Annotated in this window: 15 protein-coding genes and 1 pseudogene; 11 read left to right on the top strand and 5 right to left on the bottom strand. The window is 67.1% G+C overall.

Features of this window, described 5'->3' with window-relative positions:
• Window positions 1-232, bottom strand: a 232-nt coding sequence (locus G3O00_RS31150) for a hypothetical protein (RefSeq protein ID WP_206145300.1), incomplete at its 3' end; no start/stop codon positions are given.
• A 300-nt stretch (window positions 233-532) separates the two neighbouring features.
• On the bottom strand, window positions 533-1,492 hold the full coding sequence (locus tag G3O00_RS31145) for an LLM class oxidoreductase (RefSeq protein ID WP_206145299.1): 960 nt from the start codon (window positions 1,490-1,492) through the stop codon (window positions 533-535).
• A 198-nt stretch (window positions 1,493-1,690) separates the two neighbouring features.
• Between G3O00_RS31145 and G3O00_RS31140 the strand changes: the two genes are divergently transcribed.
• Entirely contained in the window at window positions 1,691-2,089 is a 399-nt protein-coding gene (locus G3O00_RS31140; RefSeq protein WP_206145298.1) for a lysozyme inhibitor LprI family protein, read from the top strand.
• A gap of 21 nt (window positions 2,090-2,110) precedes the next feature.
• Here the strand turns inward: G3O00_RS31140 and G3O00_RS31135 are convergent, their stop codons facing one another.
• Complete coding sequence (locus G3O00_RS31135; RefSeq protein WP_206145297.1) at window positions 2,111-2,842, bottom strand: GNAT family N-acetyltransferase; 732 nt, start codon at window positions 2,840-2,842, stop codon at window positions 2,111-2,113.
• 1,032 nt (window positions 2,843-3,874) lie between these two features.
• Here G3O00_RS31135 and G3O00_RS31130 point away from each other — a divergent pair.
• The 4 genes from G3O00_RS31130 to G3O00_RS31115 all read left to right on the top strand — a co-directional run bounded on the left by G3O00_RS31130 (window position 3,875) and on the right by G3O00_RS31115 (window position 7,465).
• Complete coding sequence (locus G3O00_RS31130) at window positions 3,875-4,771, top strand: NAD-dependent protein deacetylase (protein WP_206145296.1); 897 nt, start codon at window positions 3,875-3,877, stop codon at window positions 4,769-4,771.
• Window positions 4,768-5,409, top strand: coding sequence for a DUF938 domain-containing protein (locus G3O00_RS31125; protein WP_174930563.1), 642 nt, complete (start codon window positions 4,768-4,770; stop codon window positions 5,407-5,409). Before G3O00_RS31130 ends, G3O00_RS31125 begins: the two co-directional genes overlap by 4 nt.
• Before the next feature lie 97 nt (window positions 5,410-5,506).
• Entirely contained in the window at window positions 5,507-6,919 is a 1,413-nt protein-coding gene (gene gndA, locus G3O00_RS31120) for an NADP-dependent phosphogluconate dehydrogenase (protein WP_011355775.1), read from the top strand.
• 201 nt (window positions 6,920-7,120) lie between these two features.
• Window positions 7,121-7,465 (top strand): DUF4148 domain-containing protein, encoded by a 345-nt coding sequence (locus G3O00_RS31115; protein ID WP_011355774.1) that lies wholly within the window; start codon window positions 7,121-7,123, stop codon window positions 7,463-7,465.
• A gap of 118 nt (window positions 7,466-7,583) precedes the next feature.
• Here G3O00_RS31115 and G3O00_RS31110 read toward each other — a convergent pair whose 3' ends face one another.
• Entirely contained in the window at window positions 7,584-7,904 is a 321-nt protein-coding gene (locus tag G3O00_RS31110; RefSeq protein WP_059591748.1) for a hypothetical protein, read from the bottom strand.
• A 425-nt stretch (window positions 7,905-8,329) separates the two neighbouring features.
• On the opposite strand from G3O00_RS31110, the gene G3O00_RS31105 reads away from it, so the two are divergent.
• A complete protein-coding gene (locus G3O00_RS31105) occupies window positions 8,330-9,064 on the top strand; it encodes a peptidoglycan DD-metalloendopeptidase family protein (protein ID WP_011355772.1) in 735 nt (244 codons plus the stop codon).
• Window positions 9,065-9,112: 48 nt separating this feature from the next.
• Here G3O00_RS31105 and G3O00_RS31100 read toward each other — a convergent pair whose 3' ends face one another.
• Window positions 9,113-9,751, bottom strand: a complete 639-nt coding sequence (locus tag G3O00_RS31100; RefSeq protein WP_174930562.1) for a Pr6Pr family membrane protein — start codon at window positions 9,749-9,751, stop codon at window positions 9,113-9,115.
• A 225-nt stretch (window positions 9,752-9,976) separates the two neighbouring features.
• Here G3O00_RS31100 and G3O00_RS31095 point away from each other — a divergent pair, with 225 nt between their 5' ends.
• From G3O00_RS31095 to G3O00_RS43535, 5 genes and pseudogenes are all read left to right on the top strand, one after another.
• Window positions 9,977-10,513 (top strand): cytochrome b, encoded by a 537-nt coding sequence (locus G3O00_RS31095; protein ID WP_174930561.1) that lies wholly within the window; start codon window positions 9,977-9,979, stop codon window positions 10,511-10,513.
• Between the two features lie 155 nt (window positions 10,514-10,668).
• Window positions 10,669-11,037: a DUF2946 domain-containing protein gene (locus tag G3O00_RS31090; RefSeq protein ID WP_174982755.1), complete on the top strand. Its 369-nt coding sequence runs from the start codon at window positions 10,669-10,671 to the stop codon at window positions 11,035-11,037.
• A gap of 81 nt (window positions 11,038-11,118) precedes the next feature.
• The gene (locus tag G3O00_RS31085) at window positions 11,119-13,251 is read left to right on the top strand and encodes a TonB-dependent copper receptor (RefSeq protein ID WP_206145295.1); all 2,133 of its coding nucleotides are present in this window, start codon (window positions 11,119-11,121) and stop codon (window positions 13,249-13,251) included.
• A gap of 228 nt (window positions 13,252-13,479) precedes the next feature.
• Complete coding sequence (locus G3O00_RS31080) at window positions 13,480-14,574, top strand: triacylglycerol lipase (protein ID WP_174930558.1); 1,095 nt, start codon at window positions 13,480-13,482, stop codon at window positions 14,572-14,574.
• Between the two features lie 3 nt (window positions 14,575-14,577).
• Window positions 14,578-14,770: pseudogene (locus tag G3O00_RS43535) on the top strand (lipase chaperone); the annotation flags it as partial.

Genomic DNA, 14,770 nt, shown 5'->3' with positions numbered 1-14,770 from the left:
CCGCGATTGCGGGTGGGCTCAGCGCGCCGACGGCCGCGATCGCACGCAGCGTCGTTTCGACCTGCGCGCGATCGCGTGGATTTTCGAGCACATTGAGTGCCTGCTGCGCCTGTTGCGGTGTCAGCGCGGGCGCGGTGCCGGAAGCGGCCGACGCGGCGGCAGGGGCGGGAGCGGCCGCGTGGGCGGCCGAGACGACGGCGGCAAGCAGCCAGCCGAGGAGGATATGTCGCATGGAGTAGGCATGCGGGCGCGCATTGGCACGCGGCCCGCCAGGCTGAACGATGGACGGAAGTTAACATGATCGCGATCGGAACCGAATAGTTCCATCGACGATCATTCGAATCGGGCATACCCGGCGTGGCGTGGGCGTTTGCGGTGTGTTTGCGCAGTCATGTGTCCGACGCGGACTGTAGGTCGCCAAACAGGTCGGGGCGTTTCAATTGCCGCCATGTAAGGTTTTTGTAACACCGGGCTTGCCGGCAACCGTGAGCGATGCACTTGCCGCGTCGAATTAATCTGGAATCCTGCCGAATTACGCTGGCTCGTCGTGAAAAACCGGCAGAACGTGTTCCGCGATTTCTTCGATGACTTCGCGCACGGGCCGGTCCGAGCCCGGATTCAGCGTGACGTGATGCGTGCCCGCCGCTCGCATGTCCCGCAGGACGTCGATCAATGCGCGGCGTCCGGCTGCATAGCCGAGCGGCAATGCGGTGGCTGGCGCGTCGGGATCCGGAAGGAGGTCGAGCCGCATCGATACACCGAATGCGCGAAAGGCGGGCGACGCGAGCCGGTCGACCGCTGCGCGCCACATCGAATAGCGGGCGCGCTGCGTGTCCGGATCGCGGTGGTACGTCATCCAGCCGATCGAGTGCCGTGCGATCCAGTCGACGCTTTGCCCGCCCGAGCCGACCGCCAGCATCGGCACCGCGTCGTTGCCGCGCGGCAGCAGCGTGAATTCGGGTGCATCGGGCGGCGCTTCGTCGGGCAGTACGCGCGATGGCACGCCGAGCGCGGCCGCGACGACGTCCCAGTGCGCGCGGTAGCGGTCGCGCCGCGTCTCCGCATCGACGCCGAACGCCGCATATTCGGGCGGCCGGTCGCCGGAGCCGAGCCCGAGAATGAAGCGGCCGCCCGACAGCGTCGCGACCGACAGCGCGCCTTTCGCGATATGCAGCGGATGACGCAGCGGCAGCACGATCGCACCGCTGGCGAGTGCGATCCGGCGCGTGCGTGACGCCAGTGCGCCGAGCAGGACCCACGGATCGAGGTGGCCGACCGGGTCGGGGTAGTCGGCGCTGTTCAGCGGCACGTCGCGAATCCACAGTGCGCGAAAGCCGAGCGTGTCGGCCAGCGCCGCGAGTTCGAGCTGCTCGTCGAAGTCGGCGACGATATGGCCGGTGCGGAGCAGCGGAAGCGTGAGGCCGATCGACAACCGTCCGTCCGAAAAGACGCGATGCGCGACGTCGGGGCGGGCAGGGGCGGGCGTGGTCATGTCGAGTCCTTGGAGGCGGCGCGAAGCGAACGCGCGACATTGCGTGTCCGAATGCTAGCGTGTTTGCACGACGGTTGCGCGGCACGGCGTGCGCCGGGACCGATCGAGCTTGACCGGTTGGCGTACACACAACGAAAGTGATGCGGAAAGCGGGCCGGGCATAATCGACGACTTCCTTCATTGAAACAACGAATCCGGATGAATGCGCTTCAACACAGGGTGATCGGTCTGGCAGCGGGCGCTTTGTTGTTCGCGGTTGCGGCCAGTGCGCTCGCGGACGAAGCAGAGCGAGCCGCTATCTGCAAGACCGCCGAGGAAACGGGCTACACGGCCGACATCCGCAATTGCCTGCGGCTGAAATACGAAGCGGCCGACAAGCGGTTGAATGCCGTCTACAAGACGAAGATGGCGAACCTGGACGAGCAGGGCAAAGCGAGACTGCGCAACGACGAGCGCCGCTGGCTCAAGGCACGGGATGCCACATGTGCCGAATCGCGGCAGCCCGATGCGGGCGGCACGCTCGGGCTCGTGGAACACGACAGTTGCTTCGTCGACGAAACCGGGCGTCGCGTCAAGGTGATCGAAGCTTTTCGTTGAGGTGTCGCGCCGGCCACGGTGCTAAGCCACCCGCAGCGTCGTGCCGCGCAGCGTGAGGCCGAGGCGCGACGCCACGCGTTGTGACGCGCGGTTGTCGCTGTCGGTGCTGTAGAACAGCGTGCGCGTTTGAAGCGACGGCAGCCGCGACCACGCTGCGGTCACCGCCGCCGCGAGGCCACGCCCCCGAAACGCAGGGGCCGTCGCGAGACCGAGTTCGGCACCGGCTTCGGACAGCCGCGCGGCGAACGCGATCGATGCGACTTCTCCGTCGACGACGGCCGCGCACCACGGTGCCCACAGATCGGCGACGTGCCGAAACCCCATCGAGAACAGGCCTTCGGGCATACCCTGCGTGGACAGCGCATGCAGCAGGTGCCGGCCCGCGTCGCTGTCGCCGTCGATCAGCGCGACACATGGGGCGGTGTCGAATCGGAGTGCGTGCGGCAGCGGATAGACGAGGCCGATATTCCAGTGGAGAACAGGGGCGAGCAGCGCGAGATAGCGTTCGAGATGCGCAGGCTGCATGCGGTCCGCCATCGGCGGTTCGCTATCGGCCAGGCGCGCGAGTGCGTCTGCGATCGGGGCGGGCACGTCGGCGCGTATGCCCGCCAGGTTGCCGTCCGCGCATCGGCCGAGCCAGAAGCGCGGTGCGGGCGAGCATTCGGGATCGTTCTCGCGTTCGATCCGGCGATCCGGATGCAGCTGGAACAGCGTGCGGTAGTCGATATCCAGCCAGTCGTTTGCGTCAGGCATGCGTCGAGTAGGGGCCTCCGGTCAGGTGCTGCGCGCTGCGCGAGGAATGCCGGCATGGGGCCGCGCGGCATTCATGCGGAACTGTGGGGCGATTGTAAGCCGTTCGGCGATCGCGCGCAGACGCAACGCCGCGCTGCCCGCGCGGGCCGGGCCGGTGCGGCGTGACGGCACGCGCGGCCGACGTCCGTCGATCCGGCGGGCGTTTCAGTTTCGAAACGTTCGCGCTGCTTGCCGGTGCGCGATTCGCGTCGATCGCACCCAATCCGCCCGCGCGGCCTTGCGGCGTGAAGCATGGTGCGCTCCTTGCATATCTGTGCAGGCCGTGAGCGCGGTCGCGGACGCAGTCGGTCCGGCGATCGCTTCAGTGGGTCGGACGTATCGGAGACGGGGACAAGAGAATGAAAACAGACCGAATCGCAACGTGTCGTGTTGCAAACATGAATCGCCGACCTGCCGGGCTATTCGCTTCGCCGTTTATCGAGGCGACGTGAGCGCGCGGCTTTCCGTTCCATCCGAGCAATCGGGTTTGTTCTGAACGACGACGTGCAGATATGACGCACGAGGCCGACTGGTGCCAGTCGGCCGTCGGGGATGAACCGTGAATGCCTGCGGATGGCCCGGCCCGGATCCCGGATCGTCAATCTGCCGCGCGCAACGCGAGTCGTCGCGCGGCGTAGGCGTGTGTGCGCCGAGCATCGCGTCGGCGCGACGGGGCCGAACCGGATCGCACCGGAAAGCCGGCAGCGCATCGATGCGTTCGGCATCGCGGAACACAGGCAGTCCAGGGGAAGCGTCCACCGGCCGCAGCAGGGCGGACGCCGCGAAATTGTGCTGTCAGTTGATCCACTACCCCGATGGATCAATTGTTGAAGCGCCCATCGCCATGTGGCGATGGGCGTCTTTTTTTGTGCGCCGGTTTGCGACGCGAGCCATCGGCCCGATCGCGCGGCGTTCTGTATCATGTGCTGGCGTGCCTGGCCGCCCGTGCGGGCGCACGGTGCTTGCCGGCGCGCCCGATCACGCGTTGCCAACATGAACGACAAAGCCTTGCACGACCCTTCAACCGCCGGCGTCGATCCGGCCGCACTCGATGCGCTGCACACGTTCGTCGAGCGTCATCCGCGCCTGCTGGTGCTGACCGGTGCGGGCATCAGCACCGACTCCGGCATTCCGGGCTATCGCGACCGCAACGGCCAATGGATGCGCTCGCCGCCGATTCAGCTCCACGAATTTCTCGGCTCCGATGCCGCGCGGCGGCGCTACTGGGCGCGCAGCATGATCGGCTGGCCCGTCGTCGGCCGCGCGCAGCCGAACGGGTCGCACGTCGCGCTCGCGCGGCTTGGCCACGCGGGACGGATCGAGCGTCTCGTCACGCAGAACGTCGATGGCCTGCACCAGCGCGCGGGCAGCGGCGACGTCATTGAACTGCACGGCGGAATCGACGGCGTCACGTGCCTCGATTGCGGCGCGCATCATGCGCGCGCGACGATCCAGGTCATGCTCGAGCGCGACAATCCCGAACTGCTGGGCGCAGAGGCCGAGCCGGCCGCGGATGGCGACGCGCACCTCGAATGGGCCGCGCTCGACACGTTCCGCATCCCGGCGTGCCCCGCGTGCGGCGGGCTGCTGAAGCCGGCGGTCGTGTTCTTCGGCGAAAACGTGCCGCGCGAGCGCGTGGCGCTCGCATCGCAGGCGCTCGATGCGGCCGATGCGCTGCTGGTCGTCGGCTCGTCGCTGATGGTGTATTCCGGCTACCGCTTCTGCGTGTGGGCGCAGGCACAGCACAAGCCGGTCGCCGCGCTCAATCTCGGCCATACGCGCGCCGATCCGATGCTGACGCTGAAGGTCGAGGCGCGCTGCGCATCCACGCTCGACGCGCTGACTGCGCGGTTGGGCCTGACGGGCCACGCACCGGAGCAGGCATCGTGACCGATCCGACATCTTCTTCCGATCCGTCCGTGCGGCTGTCGGCGCCGGCGGCCGAACGCAATCGCGGGCCGATCCTCGACGTCTTGCGCCGCGTGTTGCCGGCGAGCGGTCGCGTGCTCGAAATCGCGAGCGGCACGGGGCAGCACGCGGTCCACTTCGCGCAGGCGCTGCCGGGCCTGCACTGGCAGCCGAGCGATCCCGATGCTCAGGCGCGGCGCTCGATCGCCGCGTGGGTTGCCCATGCGGGCCTCGCCAACGTTGCCGGGCCGCTCGCGTTCGACGTGCGCGACGCGTCGTGGCCGGTCGACGCGCTCGATGCAATCGTCTGCATCAACATGATTCACATCTCGCCGTGGGCCTGCACCGACGCGCTGTTCGCGGGCGCGTCGCGCCTGCTGCGGCCGGGTGGCGTGCTGTTCCTTTACGGGCCGTATCGCCGCGAGGGCCGGCACACGGCGCCGTCGAACGAAGCCTTCGACCTGCAACTGCGCAGCCGCGACCCGTCGTGGGGCGTGCGCGACCTCGAGACCGTCGTCGCGCTCGGCCTCGATCGCGGGCTCGACTGCATCGAGGTGGTCGAGATGCCGGCGAACAACCTGAGCGTCGTGTTCCGGCGGCTGCCGCACGCGGAGCAATGACACGGAAGCGCGCATCGCCGCCGGGTTTCCACTATCCTTTCGCCTGTGCGCGCGACCCGGTTCGGGTCGCGCCCCGTTTTTTCCGGAGAATTGACTAATGGGCAAACAAGCAATCGGTGTGATCGGGCTCGCGGTGATGGGCCGCAATCTCGCACTCAATATCGAGAGCCGCGGTTACGCGGTGTCGGTGTACAACCGCAGCCGCGAGAAAACCGACGAACTGATCGCCGAATTCCCCGGCCGCAATCTGGTGCCGACCTATACGCTCGAGGAGTTCGTCGCGTCGCTCGAAACGCCGCGCCGGATCCTGATGATGGTGAAGGCCGGCGAAGCGACCGATGCGACGATTGCGTCGCTCAAGCCGCTGCTCGAGAAGGGCGACGTGCTGATCGACGGCGGCAATACGCACTTCACCGACACGATCCGCCGCAACCAGGAGCTCGCGCAATCGGGCCTGCACTTCATCGGCACCGGCGTGTCGGGTGGCGAAGAGGGCGCGCTGCGCGGCCCGTCGATCATGCCCGGCGGCCAGCGTGACGCATACGACCTCGTCGAGCCGATCCTCAAGCAGATCGCGGCCAAGGCGCCGTCGGACGGCGAGCCGTGCGTCGCGTACATGGGGCCGGACGGTGCAGGCCACTATGTGAAGATGGTCCACAACGGCATCGAGTACGGCGACATGCAGCTGATCGCCGAAAGCTATGCGGTGCTGAAGGACGTCGCGGGCCTGACCAACGACGAACTCGGCGCGGTGTACACCGAGTGGAACCAGGGCGAACTCGACAGCTACCTGATGGAGATCACGTCGAAGATCTTCGGCAAAAAGGACGAGGAAACCGGCAAGCATCTGGTCGACGTGATCCTCGATCGCGCCGCGCAGAAGGGTACCGGCAAGTGGACGAGCCAGAATGCGCTGGATCTCGGCGTGCCGCTGCCGCTGATCACCGAATCGGTGTTCGCGCGCGTGCTGTCGTCGCTGAAGACCGAGCGCGTCGCGGCCAGCAAGGTCCTGTCGGGCCCGGCCGCCGCACCGTTCGACGGCGATCGTGCCGCGTTCGTCGAAGCGGTGCGCCGCGCGCTGTACCTGAGCAAGGTGATCTCGTACGCGCAGGGCTTCGCGCAACTGCGCACGGCGTCGGAAGAGTACGGCTGGAACCTCGATCTCGGGACGATCGCGAAGATCTTCCGTGCGGGCTGCATCATCCGCGCGCGCTTCCTGCAGAAGATCACGGATGCGTACGCGAAGGATCCGGCGCTCGCGAACCTGCTGCTCGATCCGTACTTCAAGGACATCGCCGCGAACTACCAGGCATCGCTGCGCGACGTCGTGGTCGCCGCGGTGAAGGCCGGCGTGCCGGTTCCGGCGTTCGCGTCGGCGGTCGCGTACTTCGACAGCTACCGCTCCGAGCGGCTGCCGGCGAACCTCGTGCAGGCGCAGCGAGACTTCTTCGGCGCGCACACGTTCGAGCGTACCGACAAGCCGGGCAGCTTCCACGCGAACTGGTCCTGACCGGCTGGCGGGGACGGTATTGTTGCGAAAATCTATTCTCTGAATAGGGTTTTTCACTCCCGGATGCCGACATTGTTAGCTCCGGGGAAACAGTGTTTTCGCTCTTTCATGGTTTTCCCTAGGGGACGCCGGGACTAAACTCTGATCCATCGCTGCAGACATGGTGTGTGCGGCGGAGCAAAAAAAATCCCGGAGGTAATCATGAAATCGCTGATCGCAACGTTCGCTGCAGCTGCCGTCCTCGCCGTTCCCGCCGTCTCGTTCGCCCAACAGAACGCGCCCGTCACCCGTGCACAAGTGAAGGCCGAACTGGTCGCCGTGCAACAGGCCGGCTACAAGCTGGGCAGCGACCGTACGAACTACCCGGAAGGCATCCAGGCTGCTGAAGCCCGCCTGAACCCGCAACAGAACGTTGCCGCTGCCGACACGACCGGCTACGGCGCGCAACCGGCTGCCGCGCAAGAATCCGGCGCGCCGGCCAAGGCCAAGACCGGCTGGCAAGTCAAGCGTATCGCTGACGACGCCCCGATCTACAAGGGTCGTTAATGGTGCGGCCGCATCGGCGGCCTGATCCGACCCCTGAAGTACAAACAGCCCGACGTTCCGTCATGCGGAACGCCGGGCTGTTTTCATTGGTGACGCGCGTATCGCGCCAGCCGTCGGTTCAGTGCAGCGGGCGCCGGCCGCGCCCGATGTCCCGAAACAGCGCTTCGGCCGGTTCTAGCACCTGCAGCCACGTTTCGTCGTAACCGCTCAACGTGTCGAGCGCATCGCGCAGCCGCTCGATCGCGAGGATCGGCAGCTCGACGCTGTGGCGCGTGGCACCGGTCATATGCGCGACGCTCGCCAGCTGGACGAGCGCATCGGCCGCCTCGGCGACGTCGGTCGCGAACAGCAGGTGCCGGTTGAGCAATTCGACCAGGCCGCTGGAACCGGAGAAGTCGTCGGCGTTGAGCTGCACGGAAAGAAACGTCGCGTTGTTCATTGTCATGCTCCTCGTTGTCGTTGGATCGCGCAGTGCATCACCGAGTATAGGTGGCGATCGAAGGGGGGAATGTGACGGGATCGATACTGCCTGCGAGGGCGGCACGGCAGGCCGGAGATCCGCCGCAGGCCCGCCCGGCGGCCCGCGCGGCGGGGCTTGCAGGCTGCCGGCACACGGGTGCGGCGACGCAAGATTGTTGCCGGATCGGGCACCTGACGCGGCCTTGACCGCCACAAATGGTATCTTTGCCGATTGGGACGACGCGAAAGAGGGGCCGGTGAGCCCATTCGCACCAATGTCCCGCTGTGGAAACTGACGGCCGCGAGAGCGGTCGGATACTGGTTGGTCCGGCCGTTCGGCCGGACATCGTGCGTCGCGCGCCGGGGGGCGGTGGGCGGCGCAACGACGCAAATCCGGGAGGACCCTTGAGAGAAACTATTCCCATCCACGATGCGCTGACGCGCTGGCTGCCGCAGGCGGCGCTCGTTGCCGCAGCCATCGCGCTGACGGGCTGCACGATGACGCCGTGGACCGACAGCTGGCAGCCGGCGCGCCAGTCGGCACCTACGTCGGCCGCGACGCCGGGCGTGATTGCCGGCTATTACCGCGTGAATCCGGGCGATACGCTCGCGGGCGTCGCGAACGCCTACGGGCAGCGCGTCCAGGACGTGGCCAGCTGGAACCACATGGCACCGACCGATGCCGTGTATCCCGGCCAGGTACTACGTGTCGCGCCGCCGCCTGCCGCGACGTCGCTCGGGCAGCCGTCCGCGGCGGCCGCGCAGCCGGGCTCGCTCGCATGGCCGGCCACCGGTGTTGTGGCGACGCCGTTCTCGGCCGGCAAGACACGCGGCATCGTGATCGTCGCCTCCGGGCCGGACCATTCGGTGCGGGCCGCGGCGGCCGGGCGCGTGGTGTACGCCGGGTCCGGCGTCAAGGCCTACGGCCCGCTCGTGATCCTGAAGCATGAGAACGGGCTCATCACGGCCTACGGACACAACGGCAAGCTGCTCGTCAACGAAGGCGATGCGGTGCGCCAGGGCCAGCCGGTCGCCGAAATGGGCTCCGACGCGAGCGGCCGTTCGACGTTCGAGTTCGAAGTCCGCCAGAACGGCAAGGTCGTCGACCCGATGAACTTCCTGCCGCGCAACGGCGGCTGACGACCCGCATCACCCCGTGTGCGCCGGGCGGCGCACACGCTTCCGCCTTCATCCTTTCTTGAGCGTCACCGCACCGGACTGTCTCGCGTGATTGCCGAGCCAGCGAATGCCCAGTGCGAGCGCCGCCGCGCCCAGCGCGATCAGCGAGCACTGGATCGCAACCGGCAGGTAGCCGTGCGGCCGCGGATCGACGAACGGATAGGGGTACCAGTTCTCCAGCGCGCCACGCACCAGCGTATAGCCGAGATAGACGATCGGGAAACCGAGCCACGCGAACGCGCTGCGCCACGGGATAGGCTGGCGCGGCTCCACGTACAGCCAGTCGCACAGCACGACAAGCGGCACGATCCGGTGCAGCACCCAGTTGTTGAATGCCGGCGTGATGTGGCGCAGCGCATCGAGTCGCGCGAGCAGGAGTTCGTAGACGATCGCGGTGATCAGGACGTACAGCACCGCGGCGCCGCGCATCGATTCGTAGCGGGCCGAGCCGGGGCGTGCGATGCGCCAGAGCCCGGTGGCGAGCATCGCGGCCGCGTAGAGGCTGCTCAGTTGCGTGAAGTAGCTGAGGTAGTTGCCGAGATGAAAGCCCGGCAGGTGCCAGTAGTCGGCGACGCTGTGCAGCGTGGTGGATACCGCGAGCAACGCGGCGGTCAGCCGATAGGCCGCAACGAAGAACGCCTTGCTCATGATGCCCGCGCGCCGTCGCACCAAAGCTCCATCGTGCCACAGCCGTTTGGGCGCGCGATGCGGATTTTCCATATGACGCCCCGCGCGGCGCACGTAGGCAATTCGTCGGATATTTGCGCGCGTCGTGCAAAACCGGGCGCCCGTGCGGCTACAATCGGGGCAGTTTTGCCGGGCGCAGGCCGGTGGCTGCATGCGTCCATCCCCGCATACAACACGAGACGAAGCATGAGAAACATCCTCGCGAAACAGACGCGCTACAGCTCGCCCGCGATCTTCTTCCACTGGGCCGTCTTCCTGCTGGTGGCGCTGGCCTACCTGGCGATCGAGATTCGCGGGCCGAAAGGCAGCGACAGCCGGGTGTTCTGGATGAACGTGCATCTCACCGCGGGCACGCTCGTGCTCGTGCTGTCGGTGCTGCGCGTGCTGTGGCGAGCCGTCAGCCGTGTGCCGGACGCGATTCCGCAAGCGACGCTGCTGCGCTGGCTGTCGAAGCTCGCGCATGTCGCGCTCTACGTGTTCATCATCGCGCAGCCGCTGCTCGGCATCATGATGATCAACCTGGGCGGCAAGCCGGTGTCGCTCGACTGGCTCGGCATTTCATTCACGCTGTTCGGCCCCGACAAGGCGCTGCGGCCGACGATCAAGGAAGCGCACGAGCTGATCGGCAACGCGTTCTACTTCGTGATCGGCCTGCACGCGCTGGCCGCGCTCTACCATCATTTCATCCGGCGCGACGACGTGCTGCGACGCATGGCGCCCTGAACGGCACGTTCCGCAAGCCAGCAGCAGGCGGGGGCGCATGGTTGTGTTGACAACCATGCGCCCCCGGCCCGTTTACCGGCATCCGCGCTGGTCATCGCGTTAAACATTCTGTAACATCTCGGCTGTTTTTACATTCCGCTTACTCGTTGCCGAGCATGCTGCACCGACATCGTCACCTGACCGCCTGGCTTGGCGTGCTCGCGATCTGGTTCGCGATCGCGGCGCCGCTGGTGTCGCAGTGGCGTGTCGCGCAGGCGGCCACACCCGACGCAATCGTCTGCAGTACGGAGCATGGCGCGCATCAGTCGCCCGATGCGGGCCGCATGCACGATCATGCGCTGCATCTCGATGCGTGCGGCTACTGCGGCTTCTTCGCGCACAGCCCTGCGATCGGCGGGCCTGCCGCCGCGGCACTCGCTTCCGTTCCCGTCGTTTCCGTTTCCGCCGTCGCGCCGCCTGCCGTCGCGGCGCGCACCGACCGCTATCCGCGCGCATACCCGCGCGCACCGCCCGAGCGCGCCTGACGCGCTGTTTCCGTTCTATTCACCGCTGAATCCGTGCGGCCCGTCGAGGCCGCGTGGAGGGCGTCACTCGGGCTTTCGATCATGACCATTTTCCAGTTGCGTGCGCCGCGGGCGTCACGCAATGCCTGTGCGCGGCGGTTGCCGCGCGTGCTGAAACTCACCGTTCCCGCGCTTGCTGTCAGCGCATTGGCCGCGAGCGCCGCGGCCGCCGAAACGGCGCGCGCACCCGGCGCGGCGACCGACGATACGGCCGCGCCGCTGCCGGCCATCGAAGTCGTCGCATCGCCGCTGTCGACGCCGCTCGTCGTCGTCACGGATCCGAAGACTCCGCGCCAGCCGCTGCCTGCCAGCGACGGCGCGGATTACCTGAAAACGATCCCCGGCTTCACGTCGATCCGCAGCGGCGGCACCAACGGCGACATCGTGCTGCGCGGGATGTTCGGCTCGCGGCTGAACATTCTGGCGAACGGGATGTCGACGCTCGGCGCCTGTCCGGGCCGGATGGATGCGCCGACGTCGTACATCGCACCGGAAAGCTATGACAAGGTCACCGTCGTGAAGGGGCCGCAGACCGTGCTGTACGGTCCCGGCGCGTCGGCCGGCACCGTGATGTTCGAGCGTGTGACGCCGCGCTTCGACAAGCCCGGCATGCGTTTCGACGGCAGCCTGGTCGGCGGGTCGTTCGGCCGCAACGACCAGAACATCGACGTGACGGCCGGCACGCCGGATGTCTATGGCCGCGTGACCGCGAACCATGCCCATTCGCAGGACTACAAGGACGGCAACGGCAACACCGTGCCTTCGCAGTGGGACAAGTGGAATGCCGACGCGGCGCTCGGCTGGACGCCGGACGACCACACCCGCGTCGAGCTGACTGCCGGCACCGGTGACGGCTATGCGCGCTATGCGGGGCGCGGGATGGACGGCGCGCATTTCCGTCGCGAGACGTTCGGCCTGTCGTTCGACAAGAAGCATCTCGGCGATGTGCTCGACCGGATCGAGGCACGCGTGTACTACAACGAAGCCGATCACGTGATGGACAACTACACGTTGCGGCAACCGGACCCGACCAGCAGCATGCCGATGCGGATGGCGTCGGAAGTGCGGCGTCGCACGTTCGGCGCGCGCGCGGCCGCGACGTTCCGCTTTGCCGACGACTTCAAGCTCGTGACGGGCGTCGATGCGCAATCGAACCGGCTCGACTCGCGTTCGGCGATGGGGCGGCAGAACTACGGCGACAAGCCGTGGGATGCGCAGGCGACGATGTGGAACGCAGGCGTGTTCGGCGAACTGACATGGTACGCAAGCGACGTGTCGCGCGTGATCGGCGGCGTGCGCGTCGACTACGCGAGCGCACGCGACAAGCGTGCGACAACGAGCGGCATGATGATGAGCAAGCCGAACCCGACTTTCGACGACGATCGCACGCGCGTGTTACCGAGCGGTTTCATCCGCTACGAGCGCGATCTCGTGTCGCTGCCGGTCACGTGGTACGCGGGCGTCGGCCATACGGAGCGCTATCCCGACTACTGGGAACTGTTCTCCGCGAAGCGCGGGCCGGCCGGTTCGATCAACGCGTTCTCGGCGGTGCAGCCGGAGAAGACCACGCAGCTCGACATCGGTGCGCAATACAAGAGCGACCGGCTCGACGCCTGGGTGTCGGCCTACGCGGGCTACGTGCAGGATTTCATTCTGTTCAACTACGCGGCCGGCATGATGGGCCCGACCACGCAGGCAACCAACGTCAATGCGCAGATCATGGGTGGCGAAGCGGGTGTGTCGTGGAAACCGGTTTCGCCGCTGCGCGTCGACACGTCGCTCGCGTATGCGTGGGGGCGCAACGTGGCAACCGGCGATCCGTTGCCGCAGATGCCGCCGCTCGAGGCGCGCATCGGGCTCGAATACACGCGTGGCGCGTGGTCGGCAGGGGGACTGTGGCGCATCGTTGCGCCGCAGCATCGCTATGCACTGAACGAGGGCAACGTGGTCGGCAAGGACTTCGGCCCGAGCGCCGGATTCGGTGTGCTCTCGCTGCATACGCAATACAACGTCAGCAAGACCGTGCAGATCTCGGTCGGCGTCGACAACGTGCTGAACAAGGCCTACACCGAGCACCTGAACCTCGCCGGCAACGCGGGCTTCGGCTATCCGGCGAACTCGCCGGTGATGGAGCCGGGCCGGACCGCATGGGTGCGCGTGAGTGCGAAGCTGTAACGCGTTGCGCGTGTGCGTTGCAGCATGCGCACGCATGAATGCGGCCCCGCCCGAACGGGCGGGGTACGTCAACCGATTAGAGAACCGTATCTAGTCAGGGCGCAAACGTTCGCGACTCGTGATTCACTCCCGCATTCGACGCACACGGTGGTCGCGACGTTTGCGACGCATAGTGCGTGTCGATCCGGCTTCATTCGCACCGGCAGCACAATAATCAGGAGAACATGCATGGCCAGAACGATGCGTTCCAGGGTGGTGGCAGGGGCAGTGGCATGCGCGATGAGCATCGCGCCGTTCGCGGGGACGACGGTAGCAATGACGCTCGCGACGACGCACGCGGCGATGGCGGCGAGCTCGCCCGCCGATGGCTACACGGCGACGCGTTATCCGATCATCCTCGTGCACGGGCTCTCGGGTACCGACAAGTACGCCGGCGTGCTCGAGTATTGGTATGGCATCCAGGAAGACCTGCAACAGAACGGTGCGACCGTCTACGTCGCGAACCTGTCGGGGTTCCAGAGCGACGACGGCCCGAACGGGCGCGGCGAACAGCTGCTCGCTTACGTGAAGACGGTGCTCGCGGCGACGGGCGCAACCAAGGTCAATCTCGTCGGTCACAGCCAGGGCGGCCTCACGTCGCGCTACGTCGCGGCCGTCGCACCCGAACTCGTTGCGTCGGTGACGACGATCGGCACGCCGCATCGCGGCTCCGAGTTCGCCGACTTCGTGCAGAACGTGCTTGCGTACGATCCGACCGGGCTTTCGTCATCGGTGATCGCCGCGTTCGTCAATGTGTTCGGGATCCTGACGAGCAGCAGCCACAACACGAACCAGGACGCGCTCGCCGCGCTGCAGACGCTGACGACCGCACGGGCCGCCACGTACAACCAGAACTATCCGAGCGCGGGCCTCGGTGCGCCGGGCAGTTGCCAGACCGGTGCGCCGACGGAAACCGTCGGCGGCAATACGCATCTGCTGTACTCGTGGGCCGGCACGGCGATCCAGCCGACGCTCTCGCTGTTCGGCGTCACGGGTGCGACGGACACGAGCACCATTCCGGTCGTCGACCCGGCCAATGCGCTCGACCTGTCGACGCTCGCGCTGTACGGCACGGGCACGGTGATGATCAACCGTAGCTCGGGGCAGAACGACGGGCTCGTGTCGAAGTGCAGTGCGCTGTACGGCAAGGTGCTGAGCACGAGCTACAAGTGGAACCACCTCGACGAGATCAACCAGCTGCTCGGCGTGCGCGGCGCGTATGCGGAAGATCCGGTCGCGGTGATCCGCACGCATGCGAACCGGCTGAAGCTGGCGGGCGTGTAATCGATGACGGCACGAGGAGGGCGCGCGCCGCTGGCGCGGCGCGCCATGGTCTATGGTGTCGTGGGGCTGGCGGCGATTGCCGGCATGGCGATGTGGAGCGGCGCGGACTGGCATCGCGGGACAGGCGCCGCCGGCGATTCTCCGGATGCGCCGTTGGCGGGCGGATTGGCTGCCGCACCGCCGCAGGCCGCCCTGA

The sequence above is a fragment of the Burkholderia sp. Ac-20384 genome (assembly GCF_017104605.1).
GTDB lineage: Bacteria > Pseudomonadota > Gammaproteobacteria > Burkholderiales > Burkholderiaceae > Burkholderia > Burkholderia lata.
This window is presented reverse-complemented; position numbering and strand designations above follow the sequence as displayed.

Excerpts from the sequence above, each read along its gene's own strand:
- G3O00_RS31145 (WP_206145299.1), bottom strand. The coding sequence starts at position 1,492 with ATGACCACGCCCGCCCCTGCCCGCCCCGACGTCGCGCATCGCGTCTTT.
- G3O00_RS31140 (WP_206145298.1), top strand. The coding sequence starts at position 1,691 with ATGAATGCGCTTCAACACAGGGTGATCGGTCTGGCAGCGGGCGCTTTG.
- G3O00_RS31135 (WP_206145297.1), bottom strand. The coding sequence starts at position 2,842 with ATGCCTGACGCAAACGACTGGCTGGATATCGACTACCGCACGCTGTTC.
- G3O00_RS31130 (WP_206145296.1), top strand. The coding sequence starts at position 3,875 with ATGAACGACAAAGCCTTGCACGACCCTTCAACCGCCGGCGTCGATCCG.
- gndA (WP_011355775.1), top strand. The coding sequence starts at position 5,507 with ATGGGCAAACAAGCAATCGGTGTGATCGGGCTCGCGGTGATGGGCCGC.
- G3O00_RS31115 (WP_011355774.1), top strand. The coding sequence starts at position 7,121 with ATGAAATCGCTGATCGCAACGTTCGCTGCAGCTGCCGTCCTCGCCGTT.
- G3O00_RS31110 (WP_059591748.1), bottom strand. The coding sequence starts at position 7,904 with ATGAACAACGCGACGTTTCTTTCCGTGCAGCTCAACGCCGACGACTTC.
- G3O00_RS31100 (WP_174930562.1), bottom strand. The coding sequence starts at position 9,751 with ATGAGCAAGGCGTTCTTCGTTGCGGCCTATCGGCTGACCGCCGCGTTG.
- G3O00_RS31095 (WP_174930561.1), top strand. The coding sequence starts at position 9,977 with ATGAGAAACATCCTCGCGAAACAGACGCGCTACAGCTCGCCCGCGATC.
- G3O00_RS31090 (WP_174982755.1), top strand. The coding sequence starts at position 10,669 with ATGCTGCACCGACATCGTCACCTGACCGCCTGGCTTGGCGTGCTCGCG.
- G3O00_RS31085 (WP_206145295.1), top strand. The coding sequence starts at position 11,119 with ATGACCATTTTCCAGTTGCGTGCGCCGCGGGCGTCACGCAATGCCTGT.
- G3O00_RS31080 (WP_174930558.1), top strand. The coding sequence starts at position 13,480 with ATGGCCAGAACGATGCGTTCCAGGGTGGTGGCAGGGGCAGTGGCATGC.